This window comes from Jongsikchunia kroppenstedtii DSM 45133 (assembly GCF_000380485.1).
Taxonomy (GTDB): Bacteria; Actinomycetota; Actinomycetes; order Mycobacteriales; family Mycobacteriaceae; genus Jongsikchunia; species Jongsikchunia kroppenstedtii.
Genome location: NZ_AQYG01000049.1, coordinates 205,741 through 228,312 on the forward strand (window position 1 = coordinate 205,741; position 22,572 = coordinate 228,312).

Sequence of the window (22,572 nt, forward strand, 5' to 3'; positions counted from 1 at the left end):
TGTCATCAATCGCTATCTCAATACTTCATCACCAATAGGAACTGTCCTGGGCAATTGAGTCGATAGTGTGTGGTGTAGGCCACACTTCGGCCTTCGGTTCTCCACCTGGGAGGCACTGGCGATGAACGCGTACGTACCCATTCTGGTCATGGGAGCGATCGCGGTGGTATTCGCCGCGTTCTCGGTCGGCATGGGCGGCAAACTCGGCCCCCGGCACCGCTTCAACCGCGCCAAATACGCCGCCTACGAGTGCGGTATCGAGCCGATGTCCGGCGAAAGCCTGAGGACACAACGTATTCCGGTGAAGTACTACCTCACCGCGATGTTGTTCATCATCTTCGACATCGAGATCGTCTTCCTCTACCCGTGGGCGGTCTACTTCAATTCCCTTGGCATGTTCGGCTTCTGCGCGATGGCCCTCTTCGTGGTCAACGTGTCCGTCGCCTATGCCTACGAATGGCGACGCGGTGGTCTGACATGGGATTAGAAAGCGGCGGCGAGGTCCCGGGCGGCTTCCTGCTCTCGACGGTCGAGGGATTCGCCGGGTACATGCGCAAGGGCTCGATGTGGCCCGTCACGTTCGGGCTGGCCTGCTGCGCCATCGAGATGATGGCCACCGCCGGATCCCGTTACGACCTCGCACGATTCGGCATGGAGGCGTTCCGCGCCTCGCCCCGGCAAGCCGACCTGATGATCGTCGCCGGGCGCGTCAGCCAGAAGATGGCGCCGGTGCTGCGCCAGATCTACGACCAGATGGCCGAGCCCAAGTGGGTCCTGTCGATGGGCGTCTGCGCGTCGTCGGGCGGCATGTTCAACAACTACGCCATCGTCCAGGGCGTTGATCATGTTGTGCCCGTGGACATCTACCTGCCCGGCTGCCCGCCGCGGCCGGAGATGCTGATGCACGCGATCCTCAAGCTGCATGAGCAGGTGCAGCAGATGCCCTTCGGGGTCAACCGCATCGAGGCCATCAAGGCCGCCGAGGCGGCGGCCCTGGCCGCACCCACCACCATCGAACTCAAGGGGCTGCTGAAATGAGCCCCACTGACACGAACGGCGACATGATCGGTACCCGCCGCGGAGTGTTCGGCGGCACGGGAACCGGCGACACCTCGGGCTACGGCCGGCTGGTGCAACCGATCGTGTTGCCGGGCAGCAGTTCCCGGCCGTACGGCGGCTACTTCGACGATATAGTCGACCGGCTGGCAGAGGCTCTGGGCGATCGATTCGACGATGCCGTCCAGTCGGTGGTGGTCCACCGGGACGCCCTGACACTGCACATCGCCCGGGAGTCACTGATCGAGGTCGCGCGGACGCTCCGCGACGATCAGCAGCTGCGTTTCGAACTGTCACTCGGCGTCAGCGGCGTGCACTATCCGGACGAGGCCGAACGTGAGCTGCACGCGCTCTACCCGCTGCGATCGATCAGCACCCGGCGACTGGTCAGCCTGGAAGTCGCCGTGCCCGACTCCGATCCGCATATTCCGTCGCTCACGGACGTCTATCCGACCTGCGACTGGCACGAGCGCGAGACCTACGATTTCTTCGGCATCGTGTTCGACGGGCACCCCAATCTCACCCGCATCGAGATGCCCGACGATTGGGAGGGCCATCCGCAGCGCAAGGACTATCCACTCGGCGGCATCCCCGTCGAGTATCGCGGCGCCACCATCGCGCCGCCGGATCAACGCAGGTCGTACCGCTGATGTCCACACCGACTCTGACGATCACCGCCGACGGCCGCGACTGGGACGAGGTCGTCGCCGCGGCGGCCCGCGCCGGCAACGAGCGCATCGTCGTCAACATGGGTCCGCAGCACCCGTCCACCCACGGCGTGCTGCGACTGATCCTGGAGATCGAGGGCGAGACGGTCACCGAGGCGCGCTGCGGAATCGGCTACCTGCACACCGGAATCGAGAAGAGCCTCGAGTTCCGCAACTGGACCCAGGCCGTCACATTCGTCACCCGGATGGACTACCTCTCCCCGTTCTTCAACGAGGCCGCCTACTGCCTGGCGGTCGAACGGCTGCTCGGAATCACCGACGACATCCCCGAGCGGGCGTCGGTGATCCGAGTGCTGCTGATGGAGCTCAATCGAGTGTCCTCGCACCTGGTCGCCCTGGCGACCGGCGGCATGGAGCTCGGCGCGATCAGCGCGATGCTCTACGGATTCCGCGACCGCGAGGTGGTGCTGGACGTCTTCGAGGCGATCACCGGGCTGCGGATGAATCACGCGTACATCCGGCCCGGTGGCGTCGCCACCGATCTGCCCGATGGCGCCATCGGCAAGGTGCGCGAGCTGCTCGCGATGCTGCCCGGTCGGCTGCGTGACACCGAGAATCTGCTCAGCAACAACCGCGTCTGGCGCGGCCGCACCGAGGGTATCGGCTACCTCGACCTCGCCGGTTGTATCGCACTCGGCGTCACCGGCCCGATGCTGCGGGCGGCCGGTCTGGCACAGGATCTGCGAAAGTCCCAGCCCTACTGCGGATATGAAAACTACGAGTTCGACGTCCCGATCGACGACGGCTGCGACGCATACGGGCGTTTCCTGATTCGTATCGCCGAGATGAAGGAATCGCTGAAGATCGTCGAGCAGTGCCTCGACCGGCTGCAGCCCGGGCCGGTGATGGTGTCGGACAAGAAGCTCGGCTGGCCCGCCGATCTCACGCTGGGCCCCGACGGGCTCGGGAATTCGCCGGAACACATCGCGCACATCATGGGCGGGTCGATGGAGGGCCTGATCCATCACTTCAAACTGGTCACCGAGGGATTCCGGGTGCCGGCCGGGCAGACGTACGTCGGAATCGAGTCCCCTCGTGGCGAATTGGGCGTGCATGTGGTGTCCGACGGCGGCACCCGGCCATACCGCGTGCATTTCCGCGATCCGTCGTTCACCAATCTGCAGGCGGTGGCGGCCTGCTGTGAGGGCGGCATGGTGGCCGATGTCATTGCGGCCGTGGCGAGTATCGATCCGGTGATGGGCGGTGTGGACCGATGACGGAGCACCCGAACCGCGTAAGGCTCCCCGACCCGGCTCCGGCCGCTCCGGATCCGGCCGAGAACATCACCTACCCGGACGACGTCTATCGGCGGCTGGTGGACGATGCCACACAGATCGTCACCCGCTACCCCGATCCGCGATCGGCACTGCTGCCGCTGCTGCACCTGACGCAGTCCGAGGATGGCTGCCTCACCGATGCCGGCCTGAATTTTTGTGCCCGACAACTGGATCTGACCGCGGCCGAGGTGCGGGCAGTGGCCACGTTCTACAGCATGTATCGGCGCGAGCCGACCGGCGACTACCTCGTCGGTGTCTGCACCAACACGCTGTGCGCGGTACTCGGCGGCGACGCGGTCCTGGCCGAACTCGTCGAGCGTCTGCAGGTCGCACCGGGGGCGACGACCGCCGACGGCAAGGTGACGCTCGAACATGTCGAATGCAATGCCGCTTGCGACTATGCCCCGGTGGTGATGGTCAATTGGGAGTTCTTCGACAACCAGACGCCCACCAGCGCAGCCGATCTCGTCGATGCGCTGCGGGCCGGTCAGGTCGTGCAGCCGAGCCGGGGTGCGCCGCTGTGCACGTTCCGTGAGACCTGCCGGACTCTTGCCGGGCTTCCCGACAATCACCCCGACGCCGCGGCCGCGGCCGACGCGGGCGAGCCGACGCTGGTCGGCCTGCGGATCGCCGACGAGAACGGCTGGGCCGCACCGGATCCGTCGGAGGTGCCGCCGCAGACCGCAGGAGGTGCGTCATGACCGGACCATCGCCGTTAACACCCGTTCTTTCCCGGCATTGGGACGATCCCGATCTGTGGACGCTGGACGGCTATCGGCGACACGGCGGCTATACCGGCATCAAGCAGGCCCTGGCTGCCGAACCCGATCAGGTCATCGACACCGTCAAGGCATCCGGGCTGCGCGGACGCGGCGGTGCCGGCTTCCCCACCGGACAGAAATGGTCGTTCATCCCGCAGGGCGATGCGCCGGGCGGCGACAAGCCGCACTACCTGGTGGTCAACGCCGACGAGTCGGAACCCGGCACCTGCAAGGACATCCCGCTCCTGATGGCGAACCCGCATGCGCTGGTCGAGGGGATCGTCATCGCCGCATATGCCATTCGGGCCGCCCGTGCGTTCATTTACGTCCGCGGCGAGGTGGTTCCCGTCCTGCGCCGGCTCCAGCATGCGGTCGCCGAGGCCTACGAGGCCGGCTACCTCGGGACCGACATCCTCGGCACCGGCTTCGATCTGCAGCTGATCGTCCACGCCGGTGCCGGCGCCTACATCTGCGGGGAGGAGACGGCGCTGTTGAACTCGCTGGAGGGCCGTCGCGGCCAGCCGCGACTGCGGCCGCCGTTCCCCGCCGTCGCCGGCCTGTACGCCTGCCCGACCGTGGTGAACAACGCCGAATCCATTGCGTCGGTGCCGTATATCTTCGCAAACGGCGTCGACTGGTTCCGATCCATGGGCACCGAGAAGTCTCCCGGCTTCACTCTCTACTCGTTGTCCGGGCATGTGCGCCGGCCCGGCCAGTACGAGGCGCCGCTGGGCATCACCCTGCGCGAGTTGCTGGACATCGCCGGCGGCGTCCGCGACGGCCACGAACTCAAGTTCTGGACTCCCGGCGGATCGTCGACGCCGATGTTCACCGCCGCCGAACTCGATGTGCCGCTGCACTACGAGGGCGTCGGCGAGGCCGGATCGATGCTGGGCACCAAGGCATTGCAGATCTTCGACGACACCACTTGCGTGGTGCGGGCCGTGCTGCGCTGGACCGAGTTCTACGCCCACGAGTCCTGCGGCAAGTGCACGCCCTGCCGCGAGGGCACCTACTGGCTGGTGCAGTTGTTGCGCTCCATCGAGGACGGCACCGCGACGGAAGGCGAGCTGGACACGCTGCTCGACGTCACCAATACCGTCATCGGAAAATCGTTCTGCGCGTTGGGTGATGGTGCGGCGAGCCCGATCCTGTCCTCGCTCAAACATTTCCGCGACGAGTACATCGCTCATGTGTCCGGCGGCGGCTGCCCGTTCAATCCGGCGGCGTCGACGGCCTTCGCCCCGGCCGGGACGGGTCGTTCCTGATGACCACGGAGATGGACCAGACCGCCGACACCGTCGACGACGGTCTCGTCGGCATCACGATCGACGGTCGGCCGGTACGAGTCGCCCCAGGCACCTTGATCATTCGGGCGGCGGAACAGGTCGGCATCAACATTCCGCGCTTCTGCGATCACCCGCTGCTCGATCCGGTGGGGGCCTGCCGCCAGTGCATCGTCGAGGTGGAGGGGCAGCGCAAGCCGGTGGCCGCCTGCACGATTCCCGTCACCGACGGCATGGTGATCGCCACCCAGGGTTCGTCCGAGGTCGCCGAGACGGCGCAACGCGGCGTGATGGAGTTGCTGCTGATCAACCATCCGCTGGACTGCCCGATCTGCGACAAGGGCGGCGAGTGTCCACTGCAGAACCAGGCGATGTCGACCGGCCGCGTTGAATCCCGGTTCACCGGAATCAAACGCACCTTCCCGAAGCCGATCGCGCTGTCGTCCGAGGTGCTGCTCGACCGGGAACGCTGCGTCCTGTGCGCGCGCTGCACCCGGTTCGCCGATCAGGTCGCCGGCGACCCGCTCATCGAACTCGTCGAGCGCGGCGCGACCGAGCAGGTCGGTATCGCCGACGGGCACCCCTTCGATAGCTACTTCTCCGGGAACACCGTGCAGATCTGCCCGGTCGGCGCACTGACGAACACCGAATACCGATTTCGGGCAAGGCCATTCGACCTGATCTCGACACCCAGCGTGTGCGAGCACTGCGCGAGCGGCTGCGCGAGCCGCACCGATCATCGCCGTGGACAGGTGCTGCGGCGACTCGCCGGCGACGACCCGGACGTCAACACCGAATGGAACTGCGACAAGGGCCGATGGGCATTCGCCTACGCCACCACCGACGATCGCCTGCGCGCACCGATGATCCGCGACGGCGACGAGCTGCGGACGGTGTCGTGGCCGGAGGCCGTCGACGTCGCGGCCCGCGGATTGACCGCGCAGTCGACGGCGGTGCTGACCGGCGGCCGGACCACCCTTGAGGACGCGTACGCCTACAGCAAGTTCGCCCGAGTGGTGCTGGGAACCAACGACATCGACTTCCGAGCGCGCGACCACAGCATCGAGGAGGGCACCTTCCTCGCCGCCATGGTCGCCGGCCGTGCCGACGTCAGCTACGCCGATCTGGAGTCCGCGCCGACTGTGCTGCTGGTGGCGTTCGAGCCCGAGGAAGAATCACCGATCGTCTTCCTTCGGCTGCGCAAGGCGGTTCGGTCCGGGCGCACCGCGGTGATCTCGATGGCGCCGTTGACGAGTCGTGGATCCGAGAAGCTCGACGCGGAGATGCTGCTCACCACGCCGGGCGACGAACCCGCAGCGCTGGAATCCCTGCGCGGCGACGCGCGGCTCGCACAACCGGGGTCGGTGATTCTGGTCGGCGAGCGCGCCGCGGCGTCGGGCGGGACGCTCAGCGCTGCCGCCATCCTGGCTGCGGCAACGGGTGCGCGGCTCGCCTGGATTCCCCGCCGGGCGGGTGAACGCGCAGCCATCGATGCGGGCGCGCACCCCTATCTTCTGCCGGCCGGCCGGCCGGTAGAGAATGCCACAGCGCGCGAACAGGTCTCGCAGCTGTGGGGAGTACCCCTGCCGGCCAACCCGGGACGCGACTGCCGAGAGATCCTCGACCCCGTAGCGGGCGAAGAGATCGGTGGGCTGCTGGTCGGCGGCGTCGATCCTGGCGATCTGCCCGACCCGCAGGCCGCCCTGGCGGCACTCGCGGCCGCACGCTTCGTCGTCAGCCTCGAACAGCGTCCGACGGCGGTGACCGAGGCGGCCGACGTGGTTCTGCCCGTCGCCGCCGCGGCCGAAAAGTCGGGGACTTATCTGAATTGGGAAGGCCGCCAACGAGGCTTTGCCCGCGCGCTGGATGTCCCGGAGATGATGGCCGATCACCGTGTGCTGTCGGCGATCGCCGACGCAGCCGAGCGGCCCATCGGGCTCGCCGACGTGACCGTCCTGCGGCGGGAACTCGACAGCCTCGGCCCATGGACCGGCGATCGGCCCGGGATCTTCGGGCCCATGAACACATCGCGGCCAGCGCCACCACCCGGGGAAGCCCGACTCGCCGGCTGGCGCATGCTGCTCGACAACGGCACCCTGCAACGCGGGGCGCCCGACCTGGCCGGCACCGCACATCCGGTGCAGGCGATGATCGGCCGCGCGCTGGCCGACGAGATCGGCGCCCAGGACGGAAACACCATCAGCGTCAGCAACTCCCGCGGTCGGATCACGCTTCCGGTGCAGATCGTCGACATGGCCGACCGCACCGTCTGGCTGCCGCTGCGGTCGGCCGGCAGCCATGTGCACGAGACCCTGGGCCCGGCGATCGGCACCCACGTGGCCGTGGAGGTCTGGTGACATGCGCACGCACACCACCGATCTCGCCGCCGCAGACCTCTCGGCCTTCGGACACGATCCGTTCTGGCTGGTGCTCATCAAGGCCGTGGTGATCATTGCCTTCCTGCTGGTCAACACGATCGTGGTGATCCTGGTCGAGCGAAAGATCGTCGGCTGGATGCAATCCCGCGTCGGACCCGACCGGGTCGGACCCTGGGGTGTGCTGCAGAGCGTCGCCGATGCCGTGAAGCTCGGCTTCAAAGAGCGCATCATCCCGACGATGGTCGACCGGCCGATCTACATGCTGGCGCCGATCATCTCGGTGGTGCCCGCGCTCATGGCCTGGGCCGTCATCCCGTTCGGGCCGACGGTGTCGATCTTCGGTCATCACAGCCCCCTGCAACTGACCGACCTGCCCGCCGGCGTGCTCTACATCCTCGCCGTCACCTCTGTCGGCGTGTACGGGATCGTGTTGGCGGGCTGGGCATCCGGTTCCACCTATCCCCTGTTGGGCGGCCTGCGTTCGTCGGCGCAGGTGATCTCCTACGAGATCGCGATGGGGTTGACGTTCGCGGCCGTCTTCCTGAATTCCGGGACGATGTCGACCTCCGGCATCGTCGCCGCGCAGGACAAGCTCTGGTACGCCTTCGCGCTGCTGCCCTCCTTCGTCATCTACGTGATCTCGATGGTCGGCGAGACCAACCGGGCGCCCTTCGACCTCCCCGAGGCCGAAGGCGAGCTGGTCGGCGGCTTCCACACCGAATACAGCTCGCTCGGCTTCGCGATGTTCTTCCTCGCCGAATACGTGAACATGGCCACGGTTTCCGCGGTCGCGACCACACTGTTCCTCGGTGGCTGGCATGCACCGTGGCCGATCAACATGTGGGACGGCGCCAACTCCGGCTGGTGGCCGATCCTGTGGTTCCTCGGCAAGGTCTGGCTGTTCCTCTTCGTCTTCATCTGGCTGCGCGGGACCCTGCCGCGGCTGCGGTACGACCAGTTCATGCATCTCGGCTGGAAGGTGCTGATCCCAGTCGCCCTCGGCTGGGTGATGGTCGTCGCGTTGGCCCGGGCGATGCGGCTGGAGGGTTACAGCCACGTCACCACCGGCCTCACCGTCGGTGGGATCGTCGCCGGTGTCCTGGTGATCGGCGTGCTCTGGCGCGCCCTCTGGTCTCGCCGCCGGCCGATTATCCCCCGCGGTCCCGACGACCAGGATTTCCTGGTGCCACAGTGGATTCCGGACAACAGCGATCTCGTCGGCGTTCCCGTTCGGAAGGGATCCCATCATGGCTAAAGCATTCGGGTCGGTCCTCGGATTCTGGGTCACCTTCAAGCAGATGTTCAAGCCGAAGGTCACCGAGTACTACCCGGAGCACCCGGGGCCGATCGCGCCGCAGTATCACGGGCGGCACCAACTGAATCGGTACGCGGACGGCCTGGAGAAATGCATCGGTTGTGAACTCTGCGCCTGGGCCTGCCCGGCCGACGCCATCTATGTGGAGGGCGCCGATAACACCGAACAGGAACGCTTTTCGCCCGGTGAACGCTACGGCCGGGTCTATCAGATCAACTACCTGCGCTGCATCGGCTGCGGCCTGTGCATCGAGGCGTGCCCGACGCGGGCGCTCACCATGACCAACGAGTACGAGATGGCCGACGACAATCGATCCGACCTGATCTATGGAAAGGATCGGCTGCTGGCGCCGCTGACCTCGGATATGGCGCCGCCGCCGCACGCGATGGCCACCGAGTCGACCGACGAGGACTACTACCGCGGAAACATTGTGGGGGTCAACCTGTTACGGGGACAGTCATGATCGCGGCGGCGATTGCCGATCCGGCCGTTCTCGCCGCAGTCGAGCGGACGTCCACGGGTGAGGCCGTGCAGTTCTGGGTGCTGGCGGTGATCGCGGTCGCCGGGGCGCTGGGCGTGGTCCTTTCGCCCAAGGCCGTCTACTCCGCGGTGTTTCTGGCACTGACGATGATCGTGATCGCGATCTGCTACGTGGCACAGGGCGCGATGTTCCTCGGTGTCGCCCAGGTCGTGGTGTACACCGGCGCGGTGATGATGCTGTTCCTGTTCGTGCTGATGTTCATCGGCGTCGACTCCGCCGATGCCATCACCGAAAACATTCGGGGACAACGTGTCTGGATCACGATAGCCGGGGTGGGATTCGGCGTCCTACTGATCTCGGCCATCGGCAATGCGGCCACCACCGCGATCGCCGGGCCGCGACAGGTCTACCCGGCCCGGCCCGGCGCCGATCCGAGCGGCAACGTCGAGGGACTCGCCGAACGCATCTTCGTCAGCTATCTCTGGGCTTTTGAGCTGACGGGCGCGCTCCTGATCACCGCGACGCTCGGCGCACTCATCCTGGCGCACCGCGAACGCGTCGAGGCTCCGGCCGGGCAGCGGGAGCTGTCGGTCCGTCGGCTGCTGCCCGGCGGCCGGATGACACCGCTGCCGAATCCCGGTGTGTACGCCCGGCATAACGCCGTCGACATGCCAGCGCGGCTGCCCGACGGCAGCATGTCCGACCTGTCCGTCAACGCCGGCCTCACCGCCCGCGAACTCCGCGAGAAGCAGGATCGCGAGAGGGCCGATCGCCGATGAATGCCGAGAACTACCTCTACCTCGCGGCGCTGCTGTTCACCATCGGCGCCGCCGGAGTTGCCCTGCGCCGCAACGCGATCGTCGTCTTCATGAGTGTCGAGCTGATGCTCAACGCCGCCAATCTCGCGTTCGTCACCTTCGGCCGGATCAACCACAATCTCGACGGCCAGGTGATCGCGTTCTTCACGATGATCGTCGCCGCCGCCGAGGTGGTGATCGGTCTCGCGATCATCATGACCATCTTCCGTGCCCGCCGATCGGCCTCCGTCGACGACCCGAACCTTCTCAAGAACTAGGCGGCCCGCGCAGATGAATTCGACATTGTGGCTCCTTCCGGCTCTCCCCCTCGCCGGTGCCGCAGTGCTGCTGCTCGGCGGACGCCGCCTCGACCGGGTGGGGCACCTGATCGGGGTGCTCATGGCGGTGGCGAGCTTCGTGGTCGCGCTCATCGCGGCGATCGTGATGATCGGCCGATCGGTCGCCGACCGGCCGATGCACGAGCATCTGTTCAGCTGGGTGCCTGTCGCGTCACTGCGCGTCGACTTCGGTCTCCAGATAGACCAGCTGACACTGTGTTTCGTCCTGCTGATCACCGGCGTCGGCTCGCTGATTCACATCTATTCGGTCGGCTACATGGCCGACGACCCCGGCCGTCGCCGGTTCTTCGGGTATCTGGATCTCTTCCTCGGCGCGATGCTGATCCTGGTGATGGCCGACAACTTCCTCGGGCTGTACCTCGGCTGGGAGGGTGTCGGCCTGGCGTCCTATCTGCTGATCGGTTTCTGGCAGCACAAGCCGAGCGCGGCAACCGCGGCCAAGAAGGCATTCGTGGTCAATCGGGTCGGCGATCTCGGGCTCGCGATCGCGCTGATGATCATGTTCCACACGTTCGGGTCGCTGTCCTTCGCGGATGTCTTCGGCTCGGCCGACCGAGCCAGCGAATCCACCCTCACGGCATTGGGTTTCATGCTGTTGCTCGCCGCATGCGGCAAGTCGGCACAGGTACCGCTGCAGTCGTGGCTGGGGGATGCGATGGAGGGCCCGACGCCCGTGTCCGCGCTCATCCACGCCGCGACGATGGTAACCGCCGGCGTCTATCTGGTCACCCGGGCGAACCCGATCTTCGATCTCGCGCCGCACGCCCGCACCGGGGTCATCGTCGTCGGTGCGGTGACGCTTATGTTCGGCGCGATCATCGGTTGCGCCAAGGACGACATCAAGAAGGCGCTGGCCGCGTCGACCATGAGCCAGATCGGCTACATGGTGCTCGCGACCGGACTCGGCCCGGCCGGTTATGTTTTCGCGATCGCCCACCTGCTGACCCACGGCTTCTTCAAGGCCGGGTTGTTCCTCGGGGCCGGGTCGGTGATGCATGCGATGGACGACGAGACCGATATGCGCCGCTATGGCGGGCTGCGCACGCTGATGCCGATCACGTTCGCCACCTTCGGATTCGGCTACCTGGCGATCATCGGCGTCCCGCCGTTTTCCGGCTTCTTCTCCAAGGACCGCATCATCGAGGCCGCATTCGCATCGGACGGTGCCGGCGGCTGGATCCTCGGGATCGTCGCGCTGCTGGGCGCCGGGCTGACTGCGTTTTACATGACCCGGGTGATGGTGCTGACGTTCTTCGGCAAACCGCGCTGGCGTCAGGGTGATTCGACACCACACCCGCACGAGGCGCCGACCTCCATGACGGCACCGATGGTGTTGCTGGCCATCGGGTCGATCGCCGCGGGTGGCCTGCTGCTGTGGGGCGACTCCATCGTCAGCTGGCTGTCGCCGGCCGTCCCCTATCACCATTCCGAGCCGCCGATCCCCTCCTGGTCGATCTCGCTGCTCGCTCTCGCCGTCGTGGCCATCGGAATCGCCGTCGCGGTGCGGCAGTACGCGTTCGGCGAGGTCGCCGACACCGCCCCGGTCGGCACACCGATCACCATCGCCGCCCGCCGCGACCTCTACGGCGACGCCTTCAACGAGGCGGCCTTCATGCGGCCCGGGCAGCAGCTGACCACCGCGCTGACAACCGGCGACACCCTCGTCATCGACGGCGCCGTCGGCGGGGTGTCGCGCACGATCGGCCTGGCCTCAACCGCCTTGCGCCGCATGCAGACCGGCTACGTCCGCAGCTACGCGGTCTCCATGCTCGCGGGCACCCTGGTGGTGGCCGCCGTGCTGATGGTGGTGGGGCTGCGATGAGCATCTTGACGGTGATGTGGATCGTTCCTGCGGTCGGGGCGATCGCCGCCGCGCTGCTGCCGGCCCGCGCCGGACGCAGTCGTGCCGCCACCGATTCGGCCGCGAAATACATCGGCCTCGCCGCCTCGGCCGCGGTGCTCGTGATGATCATCGTGGTCGCCGCCCGATTCAAGACGGACGGCGACCGGTACCAGTTCGTCGAATCCCACTACTGGATCAAGGATTTCGGCGCCCGCTACGCCGTCGGCGTCGATGGCATCGCCGTTGTGCTGCTGCTGTTGACGGCTGCCCTGGTGCCGGTGCTGCTGCTGGCCGGCTGGCGCGACGCCGACGGCGGCCACGACGATGTGGTGGTCAAGAGCGGACCGATCGGTGCCGTCCCCGGCCCGGGCCGGTATGTCGCGCTGATCCTCGCCGTCGAAGCAATGGTCATCGTGTCGTTCATCTCGCTGGACGTGCTGCTGTTCTACATCGTCTTCGAGGCGATGCTGATCCCGATGTACTTCCTGCTGGGCGGCTTCGGCGGCACCGCATCCGACCCGGCTCAGCGGTCGCGGGCCGCGGTGAAGTTCCTGCTGTACAACCTGTTCGGCGGGCTGATCATGATGGCCGCCGTCATCGGGCTCTGGGTGGTCACCGACCATCACGGCGGCGGCACCTTTGACCTGCGCGCGATCACCGAGGCGATCTCATCCGGTCAGCTGCACATCGACCCCGGCGTCGAGAAAGCACTGTTCGGCGGATTCATATTCGCCTTCGCGGTCAAAGCCCCACTGTGGCCGCTGCATTCCTGGCTCCCCGACGCGGCCGTGCAGTCCACTCCCGCGTCCGCGGTGCTGATGATGGCGGTGGTCGACAAGGTCGGCACCTTCGCCATGCTGCGGTACTGCGTTCAGCTCTTCCCGGACGCCACCAGATATTTCACGCCGCTGATCATCACGCTGTCGGTGATCAGCATCATCTACGGTGCGATCGTCGCGATCGGTCAACGCGACGTGATGCGGCTGATCGCCTACACCTCCATCTCTCACTTCGGATTCATCGTGCTGGGCATCTTCGCGTTCACCAGCCAAGGGCAGTCCGGCTCGACGCTCTACATGGTGAATCACGGGATCTCCACCGCCGCACTGATGTTGGTCGCCGGCTTCCTGGTGGCGCGCCGCGGTACCCGCAACATCGCCGATTTCGGCGGCACCGCCAGGGTGGCGCCCGTCCTCGCCGGGGTGTTCCTGATCGCCGGGCTCGCCACCCTGTCGCTGCCCGGCCTGTCTCCATTCATCAGCGAATTCCTGGTGCTCATCGGCACTTTCACGCGGTACCCGGTCGCGGCGATCATCGCGTCCACGGCGATCGTCCTCGCCGCCATCTACATCCTCTGGACCTACCAGCGCATGATGACCGGGCCGGCGACGGACGATTCGGCGAAGGTCCGCGACCTGGGGCACCGGGAACTGCTGGTGCTCACCCCATTGCTGGCGCTGCTGCTGGTGTTCGGAATCTATCCGAAACCCTTGCTGTCCCTGATCGACCCGGCCGTCGGGCACACGCTGACCACGGTGCACCAGACCGACCCACCGCCGACCGCGGCGCTGAAAGGCGGTGACCCCAAGTGACTTCTGCAGTCCTGGCCGCATCCCATCACCCACCCGCGCCATCCGTCGAGTACCACCTATTGATGCCCATGCTGATCGTCTTCGGCGCGGCGGTGATCTCGGTGCTCCTCGAGGCCTTCATGCCGCGTCGGGCTCGCTATGCCAGCCAGCTGGTGGTGGCCGCGGTGGGAATCGTAGGCGGCTTCATCGCCATCGTCGGCCTGGCGGGCACGCGGCGGACCGCGATGTCCGGCGCGGTGGCCGTCGACAACGCCGCGCTGCTGATGCAGGCGACACTGCTGGTCTCCGCGGCGCTCGGCGTCACCCTGATGGCACAGCGATCGGTCCGCACGGCACGGGCGGAAGCCCTGGTCGCCCACACGGTTTCCGTCGAATCGGTGTCAGTGTCGGCATCATCGGGCGGGACCGAGCTCGACTATGTCACCGCGCAGGCGGCCACCGAACCCGGCTCGGACGCCGAACGGCTCGCCGACAGCGCCGGCATGCAGCAGACCGAGATATTCCCGCTGACTCTGTTCGCGACCGGCGGCATGATGGTCTTCGTCTGCGCGAACGACCTGCTCACGATGTTCGTCGCCCTCGAGGTGCTGTCGCTGCCGCTGTATGTGATGTGTGCGCTGGCCCGCCGCCAACGGTTGGCCTCCCAGGAAGCGGCGATGAAATACTTTCTGCTGGGGGCATTTTCGTCGGCCTTCTTCTTGTTCGGCGCCGCCTTCGTGTTCGGCGCGACCAACACGGTCCGACTGCCGGACATCGCCGAGCAGATCCGGATCGGCCACGGCGACCGTACCTTCCTGCTGCTCGGCCTCGCCCTGCTGAGCGTGGGGCTGTTGTTCAAGGTCGGCGCGGTGCCGTTCCACTTCTGGGTGCCGGATGTCTACCAGGGAGCGCCCACGCCGGTCACCGCCTTCATGGGGGCAGCCACCAAGGTGGCCGCGTTCCTCGCCCTGGCCCGGCTGCTGCTGGTCGCGTTTCCCGGGCTCAAGGACGACTGGCGGCCGATCCTCTGGATCATCACCATCGCCACGATGGTGATCGGCTCGATCGCCGCCATCACCCAGGGCGACGTGAAGCGGATGCTCGCCTACTCCGCGGTCGCGCACACCGGATTCATCCTCACCGGCATCATCGCGGCCGACCACGACGGACTGTCCGCGATGATGTTCTACCTGCTGATCTACGCCGTGAGCACGGTCGGCGCCTTCGCGGCCATCGGGCTGGTCCGCGGGCCGGACGGGCAGGAGCTCACCGATCTGCGGCAATGGGTCGGGCTGGGCCGGCGGTCCCCACTTCTCGGCCTGGCGATGTCACTGTTCTTGCTGTCGTTCGCTGGGATCCCGCTCACCGGCGGGTTCATCGGCAAATTCGCGGTGTTCCGCGCCTGCGCCGGGGCCGGCGCCGCCCCGCTGATCATCGTCGGTGTCGTGTGCAGCGCGATCGCCGCCTACTTCTACGTCCGCGTCATCGTGTCGATGTACTTCACCGACGCCGACCCTCGCATGACCTCGCCGGTGCCGATGCGCTTGCGCCCGACGGCCGCGGTGGTCGCCCTGTGCGCGGCATTCACGCTGTTCGCCGGCGTCGCGCCGCAGGTACTGCTCGATATGGCGAATCACGCCGCCGTTTTTGCCCCATGACGGCCACCGGTCGCAGGCGAATCACAGCGCTACCGATATGCTGAGGCCCGAACAGTTGCAGACCGTCAGGAGAAATCGTGAGCACCGAGGTTCAGCACGCCGAATCTGAGCTCCCCGTGTGGAAGCGCGAGCCCATCGACGCGCCGTCGGCCCGTTTCGGCTGGCACGGCGAGTCTCCCGCCTGGTACCGCACCGTGCTCGGCATCGCGGCCGTCGGACTGCTGCTGATGCTCGTCGGCAATCAGAAGGGCCACGTCGAGGACATCTACCTCGTCGCCTTCGCGATCGCCTGCATCCTGTGGATCATGCGCAGCTTCATCGTCAACCGCGGCAAGTGGAAGCGCTGACCCGCTAAGCACTTTTCGCAAACCCCGCACTGAGCGACAAACCCCACTCGAAATCGAGTCGGGAATGTCGCCCGATGCGGGGTTTGTTGCGTCTCAGCGCTCTTCGGCCGCGAGCTGACCGCAGGCGGCCGCGATCTCCTGGCCCCGGGTGTCACGCACGGTGCAGGTGACGCCCTGCTCGTTGACGCGGCGGACGAATTCTCGCTCGACCGGCTTGGGGCTGGCATCCCATTTCGATCCCGGTGTGGGGTTGAGCGGGATGAGGTTGACGTGCACCAGCGGCCCCAGCGCCGCCTTGAGCTTCTTGCCCAGCAAGTCGGCGCGCCACGGTTGGTCGTTGATGTCCCGGATCAGCGCGTATTCGATGGACACCCGCCGACCGGTGGTGTCGGCATAGGCCCTAGCGGCCTCCAGCACCTCGGACACGGGCCACCGGTTGTTGACCGGCACCAGGGTGTCGCGCAGCTCGTCGTCGGGCGTGTGCAGCGATACCGCCAGCCGCACCGACAGGCCCTCGCCCGCCAACCGATGGATCGCTGGCACCAGGCCGACCGTCGACACCGTGACCGAACGCTGCGAAATGCCGAGCCCGTTCGGCGGCGGCTCGGTGATGCGCCGCACGGCGTCGATGACCCGCTTGTAGTTGGCCAGCGGCTCGCCCATTCCCATGAACACGATGTTCGACAACCGGCCGGGCTCACCGACCTCGCCGTCGCGCATCGCGCGGGCGGCCGCACGCACCTGATCGACGATCTCCGCCGTGGACAGGTTGCGATCCAGACCGCCCTGACCGGTCGCGCAGAACGGACAGGCCATGCCGCAGCCGGCCTGGCTCGACACGCACAGCGTGGTGCGATCCGAATACCGCATCAGCACGCTCTCGAGCAGCGTGCCGTCGTGCAGCCGCCACAGCGTCTTGCGGGTGCTGCCGTCGTCGCAGGAGATGTGCCGCACCGGCGACATCAGCTCGGGGAACAGCGCCTGGCCGATCGAATCACGTACGCCCGCAGGCAGATCCGTCATCTCCACCGGATCGGCATTGAGTCGGGCGTAGTACTGCCGAGCGAGCTGGTCGGCCCGGAACTTGGGCAGCCCCAGCTCGGTGACGGCCGCGACCCGTCCGGCGGCGTCCAGATCTGCGAGATGCCGCGGCGCCTTGCCGCGCCGCGGTGCCTCGAAGACCAGGGGAAGATCAGTTGCCATCGGTAATGAGCCTAGCTCCCTGACGCCTTGGTGATCGCCGCACGGACGCCGTCACCGAGATCGACCAGATCCTGACGATCGACATCGGCGCCGACCACCTCGAGCTCGACGGCCAGCACCTCGCCGGCGATCAGATCGCGATGCCGCTGTGCCCATTCGGTGCGGGCGGCCGGCACGGCCAGCACGACCCGGATGCGGTCGGACACGTCGAGCCCGGCGGTGCGTCGCGCCTCCTGCAGCTCGCGCACCCGGTCCTTGGCCCAGCCCTCGGCCTCCAGCTCCTCGGTGACCGTGGTGTCCAGGACGACCAGGCCACCGCGCAGCTCGGCCGTCGAATCCGGCTCGGCGGCAACGAGTTTGCGGGTGTACTCCCCCTCGACCAGATCGGTGCCGTCGACGGTGACGATGTCCTCGCCGCCCTCGGTGCGCACCGACCAGTTACCGGCCTTGGCAGCCTTGATGATCCGCTGCACATCCTTGCCCAGCCGCGGTCCGGCCGCCCTGGCGTTCACCGCCAGCTCGAAGGTGCCGTAGGTATCGACGTCGGTCGACAGCTCGACCGCCTTCACGTTCAGCTCGTCGGCGATCAGATCCGTGTACGGAGCCACCTGCTCGGCGTCGGCGCTGGCGACGGTCAACCGCGGCAGCGGCAGCCGCACCCGCAGGTTGTTGGCCTTGCGCACGCTCGATGCCGCCGAGCAGACCTGCTGCACGACATCCATCGCGGCGACCAGATCCGCGTCGCGCGGCAGCTCGTCCGCGGCCGGCCAGTCGGTCAGATGCACCGAACGCTCGCCGGTGAGCCCGCGCCAGATCGCCTCGGCCGCCATCGGCAGCAGCGGCGCCGCCAGCCGACAGGTCACCTCCAGCACCGTGTACAGGGTGTCGAACGCCTCCGGCGCCTCGTCCTGCCCGGCCCAGAACCGCGGGCGCGAACGCCGCACGTACCAGTTGGTCAGCGCCTCCAGGAACGTCCGCAGCTCGTCGCACGCACCCGCGACGTCATAGGTCTCCAGCTGCTCCGTCATCGCGTCCCGGGTGGCCGCGGCCTTCGCCAGGATGTACCGGTCGAGCGTGTTCGTCGACGCGGTGCTCCACGTCGCCGGCCGGTCGGCGTACAGCTGCAGGAAGCTGTAGGAGTTCCACAGCGGCAGCAGCGCCTGCCGCACGCCCTCGCGGATGCCGCGCTCGGTGACCACCAGGTTGCCGCCGCGCAGGATCGGCGACGCCATCAGAAACCAGCGCATCGCGTCCGAGCCGTCGCGGTCGAACACCTCGTTGACGTCCGGGTAGTTGCGCTTCGACTTGGACATCTTCTGGCCGTCGTCGCCCAGGACGATGCCGTGCGCCGCAACGGTTTTGAATGCCGGACGATCGAACAGGGCGGTCGCCAGCACGTGCAGGTTGTAGAACCAGCCACGCGTCTGCCCGTTGTACTCGACGATGAAATCGCCCGGGTTGTGGGCGACTTCGCCGTTGCCGCCGTCGAACCAGTCCCGGTTCTCGAACGGGTAGTGCACCTGGGCGTACGGCATCGAGCCCGACTCGAACCAGCAGTCGAGTACCTCCGGCACCCGGCGCATCGTCGAATTTCCGGTCGGATCATCGGGATTCGGTCGGGTCAGCTCGTCGATATTCGGCCGGTGCAGGTCGGTCGGGCGCACGCCGAAGTCGCGCTCCAACTCGTCCAGGCTGCCGTAGACGTCGATCCGTGGATATGCCGGATCGTCCGACATCCACACCGGGATGGGCGCACCCCAGTACCGATTTCGGCTGATATTCCAATCCTTGGCGCCCTCAAGCCATTTGCCGAACTGACCGTCCTTGATATGCGCGGGCGACCAGGTGATCTGCTGGTTCAGCTCCAGCATCCGGTCCTTGAAGGTGGTGACGGCAACGAACCACGACGGCACCGCCATGTAGATCAGCGGCTGTCCCGATCGCCACGAATGCGGATAGGAGTGCTCGATCGTCTCGTGCCGCACCACCTTTCCGGCCGCCTTGAGGTCCTTGATGATCACCGGGTTCGCATCGAACACCTGCAGACCCAGATACGGCGGCACCTGATCGGTGAATTTGCCGCCGGGATCCAGCGGCTGCACGACCTCGATGCCCGCGGCGGTCGCCACGTCCATATCCTCTTCACCGAATGCGGGAGCCAGGTGCACCACGCCGGTGCCGCTGTCGGTGGTCACGTAGTCGGCCGACAGCACGACATGCGAATTCGGGTGTCCGGCAAAGAAATCGAACGGCGGCTCGTAGCCCAGCCCGACCAGCTGCGTGCCCTGATAAGTGCCCAGCACCTCCGGATTCTCGCCCAGCTCGCGCGGATACGCCGGCACCCGCGCGGCGGCCATCAGGTATTCCTGACCGTCCTCGGCGCGCACATGCGCGTATTCGACCTCCGGATGCACCGCGATCGCGAGGTTCGACGGCAGTGTCCACGGCGTCGTGGTCCAGATGATCGCGCTGACGCCGTCGAGCTGCGGCAAATCAGGTCCGGGCCCACCGTGTTCTTTGTTGCTACGCAGGGGCATACGCACCGTCAGCGCCGGGTCCTGACGCATCTTGTAGGCGTCGTCGAGCTTGGACTCCTGGTTCGACAGCGGCGTCTGCTCATACCAGGAGTACGGCAGCACCCGGTAGCCCTGGTAGATCAATCCCTTGTCGTACAACGTCTTGAACGCCCACATCACCGACTCCATGAAGTCGATGTCGAGCGTCTTGTAATCATTGTCGAAGTCGACCCAGCGGGCCTGGCGGGTGACATACTCCCGCCACTCGTCGGTGTAGCGCAGCACCGAGCTCCGGCAGTAGTCGTTGAACTTCTCCACGCCCATCTTCTCGATCTCGGACTTGTCCGTGATCCCCAGCTGGCGCTCGGCCTCCAGTTCGGCAGGCAATCCGTGGGTATCCCAACCGAATCGGCGCTCAACACGCTTTCCGCGCATCGTCTGGAACCGCGGCACGAGGTCCTTGACGTAGCCGGTCAGCAGATGGCCGTAGTGCGGTAGTCCGTTGGCGAACGGCGGGCCGTCGTAGAAGACGAACTCGTCGCTGTCGCAGCGATTCTCGATGCTGGCGCGGAAGGTGTCGTCGTCTTTCCAATAGGCCAGCACCTGCTCCTCGAGGCGCGGAAACGACGGCGTCCCGGCGGCACCGGATTCGGCGCCGGTCATGTCGACCAGCGGGTACACCCGTCGGAATTGCTGCTCGCTCACCTGCTGCGGCTCCACTCGTGTCCGATCACCTGCGGTGATCACGGGCACGGGGACGATTCATCGTCGGCCGACGATGTCCGCGGTACCACCCCGCTTGCCAAGCCCGACGCGCTGCGGCGCGGCTTCGCCTCTCTCAACAGGCTGTGACGGGCCAACCCGTCCGGGTCTAGTAGGCGCCGTGGTCGTCGACCACCTGCGCCGTTCTTCCGGATGCTCCCCGGTGATGGCCGGATCGTTGCATGAACAGCTTAGATCAACCGGCAAGGCGGGCGCCGATCACACCTTCCTGCCGCTCAGTCGTGACGCTTCTTGCCGTGATTCTCGATCTCCTCCGGCGTACCGATCACATCGGTATGCGGGTCGTGCATTGCGATCGGTCCGGTCGGCGGATCCTCGTCCTGCACCGCCCACTCGTCCTCCGGACCCTCGTCCTCGCCCGATCCGATATCGCCGCTGCCGTGGTCACCGTTGTCAGGGTCGCCACTGTCGGAATCGTCGGCATCAGGCGGTACGCGCCGGCGAACCCCGACGACGTCCGCCAACAGGAATCCGCAGCCCAGCACACAGACCACGATGCAGGCCAGCGCCAACCACAGGGTGCCGGTGACCAGTGCCGCAACCAGCAGACCGAACCCGATCAGTGTGGCAGCGAGAGCGATGACGAGCACTGGCGACCTCCTCGAACGTGAATGACCTCAAAAGCAGCGTCGCGCAGGAGCCGGTGGCACCTGCGCGACGCTGGCAGAGAATTCTTTTCGTGGGTTACCGCTGGCCGTGGCCACCGGTGGTCTGCGTGAAACCACCATTGCCGGGGTCGGACGAGAACGCGTCGCCACGGGTGTTGTCGACCGGAGCCGCGCTGCCGCGCTGCTGCAGTTCCTCCAGCTGGGACTCGAGGTAGGTCTTGAGCCGCGTGCGGTACTCCCGCTCGAAGGTCTTGAGCTGCTCGATTCGACCCTCCAGCACGGTGCGCTGCTGGTTGATGGTGCCCATGATCTCGGTGTGCTTGCGCTCGGCGTCGGCCTGCAGGGCGTCGGACTTCTCCTGCGCCTGGCGGGTCTGCGCCTCGGCGCGGGTCTGCGCGTCGGCCAGGATGGCCTCGCTGCGCTGACGCGCGTCGGAGAGCATCGCCTCGGACTTCGACCGGGCATCGCTCACCATGGCGTCCGACCGCTGCCGGGCGTCGGCGAGCAGGGCTTCCGACTCCGACTTGGCGTTGCCGGTCAGCTTGTCCGCGGTGTCCTGGGCCAGGCTCAGCACGCGAGCGGCGCGAACGTTGTGGTCGCCACCTTCGGCGGCGGCCGGCTCGGCCGCGGGTGCACCACCGGCGAGGCCGGCGGCACCGAATGCCTGAGTCGGAGCGGCGGGCGCGGGCGTCGGCGCAGCTGCCGCGGGCGCCGCCCCACCCTTCTTCGCCTGTGCGAGCTCGGCTTCGAGTTCCTCGACCCGGTGTTTCAGGTCGGTGTTCTCCTCGAGGAGCCGGGCGAGCTCTGCCTCGACGAAGTCCAGGAACTGGTCGACTTCGTCCTCGTTGTAGCCGCGCTTGCCGATCGGCGGTTTGCTGAACGCGACGTTGTGCACATCAGCTGGAGTCAGCCGCATTGCTCGGTCCCCTTAAACGTGTCGTCGAAACTTCGAACTCTCATGGAGCGTCACCATCGTGATACCTAGCGAACGAACCTTATCGTGCTAAGGATTGTTCAGTATTAGCATCATGACCTAACCGGAGTCCATCCTGTCACACTAGAACCGTTCGTTGCATCCCGTCGTGGCAATCCTGAAATCAAACGGATTGCAATATGAGAGATTTCTTCTGTCCGAACGACACCGTGTTCTGGCGTTTTATCGACCCGCTCAGTGGATCTGTTGCACCAGCTGCATGGCGATAAGGATCACGATCATGGTGATCATGAGAGATAGGTCCAACCGGACCGGCCCGAGCGGCAACGGCGGGATCAGTCGGCGGAGCAGTTTGATGGGCGGATCGGTCGCCGTGAAGATGACTTCGATGAGAATCACGGTGATGCCGGTCGGATGCCAATCCCGAGCGAACGACCGCACCATCTCGATCACCAGCCTGGCCAGCAAGAACAGCCAGTAGATCAAGAGTATGTAGTAGAGGGTTGCTCCCAGCGCCTGCACGCTCACCACCTTGCCTGATTGTTCGGAATAGTGCCGCACCGATCGGGGCGAACGGGGTAGGTCTTCGCGAACAGCTGAATCCGGAACCGCCACCCGGACGCGAAATCCGGACCTGCGAATGATCGCAGGTCCGGATTCGGCGGTGGGTA

At 66.6% G+C, this 22,572-nt stretch carries 20 protein-coding genes; 15 read left to right on the forward strand and 5 right to left on the reverse strand.

What is annotated here, in order from left to right; all coding sequences use genetic code 11:
* Positions 1–121 precede the first annotated feature (121 nt).
* The 15 genes from G341_RS0115050 to G341_RS0115120 all read left to right on the forward strand — a co-directional run bounded on the left by G341_RS0115050 (position 122) and on the right by G341_RS0115120 (position 15,857).
* A complete protein-coding gene (locus tag G341_RS0115050; protein ID WP_018179986.1) occupies positions 122–487 on the forward strand; it encodes an NADH-quinone oxidoreductase subunit A in 366 nt (121 codons plus the stop codon).
* Positions 478–1,038 (forward strand): NuoB/complex I 20 kDa subunit family protein, encoded by a 561-nt coding sequence (locus tag G341_RS0115055; RefSeq protein WP_018179987.1) that lies wholly within the window; start codon positions 478–480, stop codon positions 1,036–1,038. The genes G341_RS0115050 and G341_RS0115055 overlap by 10 nt, the downstream gene beginning before the upstream one ends.
* The gene (locus tag G341_RS0115060) at positions 1,035–1,706 is read left to right on the forward strand and encodes an NADH-quinone oxidoreductase subunit C (RefSeq protein ID WP_018179988.1); all 672 of its coding nucleotides are present in this window, start codon (positions 1,035–1,037) and stop codon (positions 1,704–1,706) included. Before G341_RS0115055 ends, G341_RS0115060 begins: the two co-directional genes overlap by 4 nt.
* Complete coding sequence (locus tag G341_RS0115065; RefSeq protein WP_018179989.1) at positions 1,706–3,001, forward strand: NADH-quinone oxidoreductase subunit D; 1,296 nt, start codon at positions 1,706–1,708, stop codon at positions 2,999–3,001. Before G341_RS0115060 ends, G341_RS0115065 begins: the two co-directional genes overlap by 1 nt.
* Positions 2,998–3,762: an NADH-quinone oxidoreductase subunit NuoE gene (gene nuoE / locus G341_RS0115070; protein ID WP_018179990.1), complete on the forward strand. Its 765-nt coding sequence runs from the start codon at positions 2,998–3,000 to the stop codon at positions 3,760–3,762. The genes G341_RS0115065 and nuoE overlap by 4 nt, the downstream gene beginning before the upstream one ends.
* Positions 3,759–5,090 (forward strand): NADH-quinone oxidoreductase subunit NuoF, encoded by a 1,332-nt coding sequence (gene nuoF, locus G341_RS0115075; protein WP_018179991.1) that lies wholly within the window; start codon positions 3,759–3,761, stop codon positions 5,088–5,090. The genes nuoE and nuoF overlap by 4 nt, the downstream gene beginning before the upstream one ends.
* Positions 5,090–7,465 (forward strand): NADH-quinone oxidoreductase subunit G, encoded by a 2,376-nt coding sequence (locus tag G341_RS0115080; RefSeq protein WP_018179992.1) that lies wholly within the window; start codon positions 5,090–5,092, stop codon positions 7,463–7,465. The genes nuoF and G341_RS0115080 overlap by 1 nt, the downstream gene beginning before the upstream one ends.
* Before the next feature lies 1 nt (position 7,466).
* Positions 7,467–8,741, forward strand: a complete 1,275-nt coding sequence (gene nuoH / locus G341_RS0115085; protein ID WP_018179993.1) for an NADH-quinone oxidoreductase subunit NuoH — start codon at positions 7,467–7,469, stop codon at positions 8,739–8,741.
* Entirely contained in the window at positions 8,734–9,264 is a 531-nt protein-coding gene (gene nuoI, locus G341_RS0115090; RefSeq protein ID WP_018179994.1) for an NADH-quinone oxidoreductase subunit NuoI, read from the forward strand. The genes nuoH and nuoI overlap by 8 nt, the downstream gene beginning before the upstream one ends.
* Positions 9,261–10,061 (forward strand): NADH-quinone oxidoreductase subunit J, encoded by an 801-nt coding sequence (locus G341_RS22200; protein WP_018179995.1) that lies wholly within the window; start codon positions 9,261–9,263, stop codon positions 10,059–10,061. The genes nuoI and G341_RS22200 overlap by 4 nt, the downstream gene beginning before the upstream one ends.
* Positions 10,058–10,357: an NADH-quinone oxidoreductase subunit NuoK gene (gene nuoK / locus G341_RS0115100; RefSeq protein WP_018179996.1), complete on the forward strand. Its 300-nt coding sequence runs from the start codon at positions 10,058–10,060 to the stop codon at positions 10,355–10,357. The genes G341_RS22200 and nuoK overlap by 4 nt, the downstream gene beginning before the upstream one ends.
* Before the next feature lie 13 nt (positions 10,358–10,370).
* Complete coding sequence (gene nuoL / locus G341_RS0115105; protein WP_018179997.1) at positions 10,371–12,260, forward strand: NADH-quinone oxidoreductase subunit L; 1,890 nt, start codon at positions 10,371–10,373, stop codon at positions 12,258–12,260.
* Positions 12,257–13,873: an NADH-quinone oxidoreductase subunit M gene (locus G341_RS0115110; protein ID WP_018179998.1), complete on the forward strand. Its 1,617-nt coding sequence runs from the start codon at positions 12,257–12,259 to the stop codon at positions 13,871–13,873. Before nuoL ends, G341_RS0115110 begins: the two co-directional genes overlap by 4 nt.
* A gap of 11 nt (positions 13,874–13,884) precedes the next feature.
* Positions 13,885–15,510: an NADH-quinone oxidoreductase subunit NuoN gene (nuoN, locus tag G341_RS0115115; RefSeq protein ID WP_026303724.1), complete on the forward strand. Its 1,626-nt coding sequence runs from the start codon at positions 13,885–13,887 to the stop codon at positions 15,508–15,510.
* Positions 15,511–15,587: 77 nt separating this feature from the next.
* Positions 15,588–15,857 (forward strand): DUF2631 domain-containing protein, encoded by a 270-nt coding sequence (locus tag G341_RS0115120; protein WP_018180000.1) that lies wholly within the window; start codon positions 15,588–15,590, stop codon positions 15,855–15,857.
* Positions 15,858–15,950: 93 nt separating this feature from the next.
* Here G341_RS0115120 and rlmN read toward each other — a convergent pair whose 3' ends face one another.
* The 5 genes from rlmN to G341_RS0115150 all read right to left on the reverse strand — a co-directional run bounded on the left by rlmN (position 15,951) and on the right by G341_RS0115150 (position 22,432).
* Entirely contained in the window at positions 15,951–17,060 is a 1,110-nt protein-coding gene (rlmN, locus tag G341_RS0115125) for a dual-specificity RNA methyltransferase RlmN (protein ID WP_018180001.1), read from the reverse strand.
* An 11-nt stretch (positions 17,061–17,071) separates the two neighbouring features.
* Positions 17,072–20,239 carry an isoleucine--tRNA ligase gene (ileS, locus tag G341_RS0115130; protein WP_051092850.1) on the reverse strand — a complete coding sequence of 1,056 codons (3,168 nt, stop codon included), beginning with the start codon at positions 20,237–20,239 and terminating at the stop codon, positions 17,072–17,074.
* 335 nt (positions 20,240–20,574) lie between these two features.
* Positions 20,575–20,949, reverse strand: a complete 375-nt coding sequence (locus tag G341_RS22205; protein WP_018180004.1) for a hypothetical protein — start codon at positions 20,947–20,949, stop codon at positions 20,575–20,577.
* Between the two features lie 94 nt (positions 20,950–21,043).
* A complete protein-coding gene (gene wag31 / locus G341_RS0115145) occupies positions 21,044–21,883 on the reverse strand; it encodes a DivIVA-like cell division protein Wag31 (protein WP_018180005.1) in 840 nt (279 codons plus the stop codon).
* A gap of 252 nt (positions 21,884–22,135) precedes the next feature.
* Positions 22,136–22,432, reverse strand: coding sequence for a YggT family protein (locus tag G341_RS0115150; RefSeq protein ID WP_018180006.1), 297 nt, complete (start codon positions 22,430–22,432; stop codon positions 22,136–22,138).
* Between the last annotated feature and the right edge of the window lie 140 nt (positions 22,433–22,572).

Bases quoted from the DNA above. Each gene is read 5' to 3' on its own strand.
- G341_RS0115050 (WP_018179986.1), top strand. From the start codon at position 122: ATGAACGCGTACGTACCCATTCTGGTCATGGGAGCGATCGCGGTGGTA.
- nuoI (WP_018179994.1), top strand. From the start codon at position 8,734: ATGGCTAAAGCATTCGGGTCGGTCCTCGGATTCTGGGTCACCTTCAAG.
- nuoK (WP_018179996.1), top strand. From the start codon at position 10,058: ATGAATGCCGAGAACTACCTCTACCTCGCGGCGCTGCTGTTCACCATC.
- rlmN (WP_018180001.1), bottom strand. From the start codon at position 17,060: ATGGCAACTGATCTTCCCCTGGTCTTCGAGGCACCGCGGCGCGGCAAG.
- ileS (WP_051092850.1), bottom strand. From the start codon at position 20,239: ATGACCGGCGCCGAATCCGGTGCCGCCGGGACGCCGTCGTTTCCGCGC.
- G341_RS0115060 (WP_018179988.1), top strand. From the start codon at position 1,035: ATGAGCCCCACTGACACGAACGGCGACATGATCGGTACCCGCCGCGGA.
- nuoL (WP_018179997.1), top strand. From the start codon at position 10,371: ATGAATTCGACATTGTGGCTCCTTCCGGCTCTCCCCCTCGCCGGTGCC.
- nuoE (WP_018179990.1), top strand. From the start codon at position 2,998: ATGACGGAGCACCCGAACCGCGTAAGGCTCCCCGACCCGGCTCCGGCC.
- G341_RS0115055 (WP_018179987.1), top strand. From the start codon at position 478: ATGGGATTAGAAAGCGGCGGCGAGGTCCCGGGCGGCTTCCTGCTCTCG.
- wag31 (WP_018180005.1), bottom strand. From the start codon at position 21,883: ATGCGGCTGACTCCAGCTGATGTGCACAACGTCGCGTTCAGCAAACCG.
- G341_RS0115080 (WP_018179992.1), top strand. From the start codon at position 5,090: ATGACCACGGAGATGGACCAGACCGCCGACACCGTCGACGACGGTCTC.
- nuoH (WP_018179993.1), top strand. From the start codon at position 7,467: ATGCGCACGCACACCACCGATCTCGCCGCCGCAGACCTCTCGGCCTTC.
- G341_RS0115065 (WP_018179989.1), top strand. From the start codon at position 1,706: ATGTCCACACCGACTCTGACGATCACCGCCGACGGCCGCGACTGGGAC.
- G341_RS22200 (WP_018179995.1), top strand. From the start codon at position 9,261: ATGATCGCGGCGGCGATTGCCGATCCGGCCGTTCTCGCCGCAGTCGAG.
- nuoF (WP_018179991.1), top strand. From the start codon at position 3,759: ATGACCGGACCATCGCCGTTAACACCCGTTCTTTCCCGGCATTGGGAC.
- G341_RS0115110 (WP_018179998.1), top strand. From the start codon at position 12,257: ATGAGCATCTTGACGGTGATGTGGATCGTTCCTGCGGTCGGGGCGATC.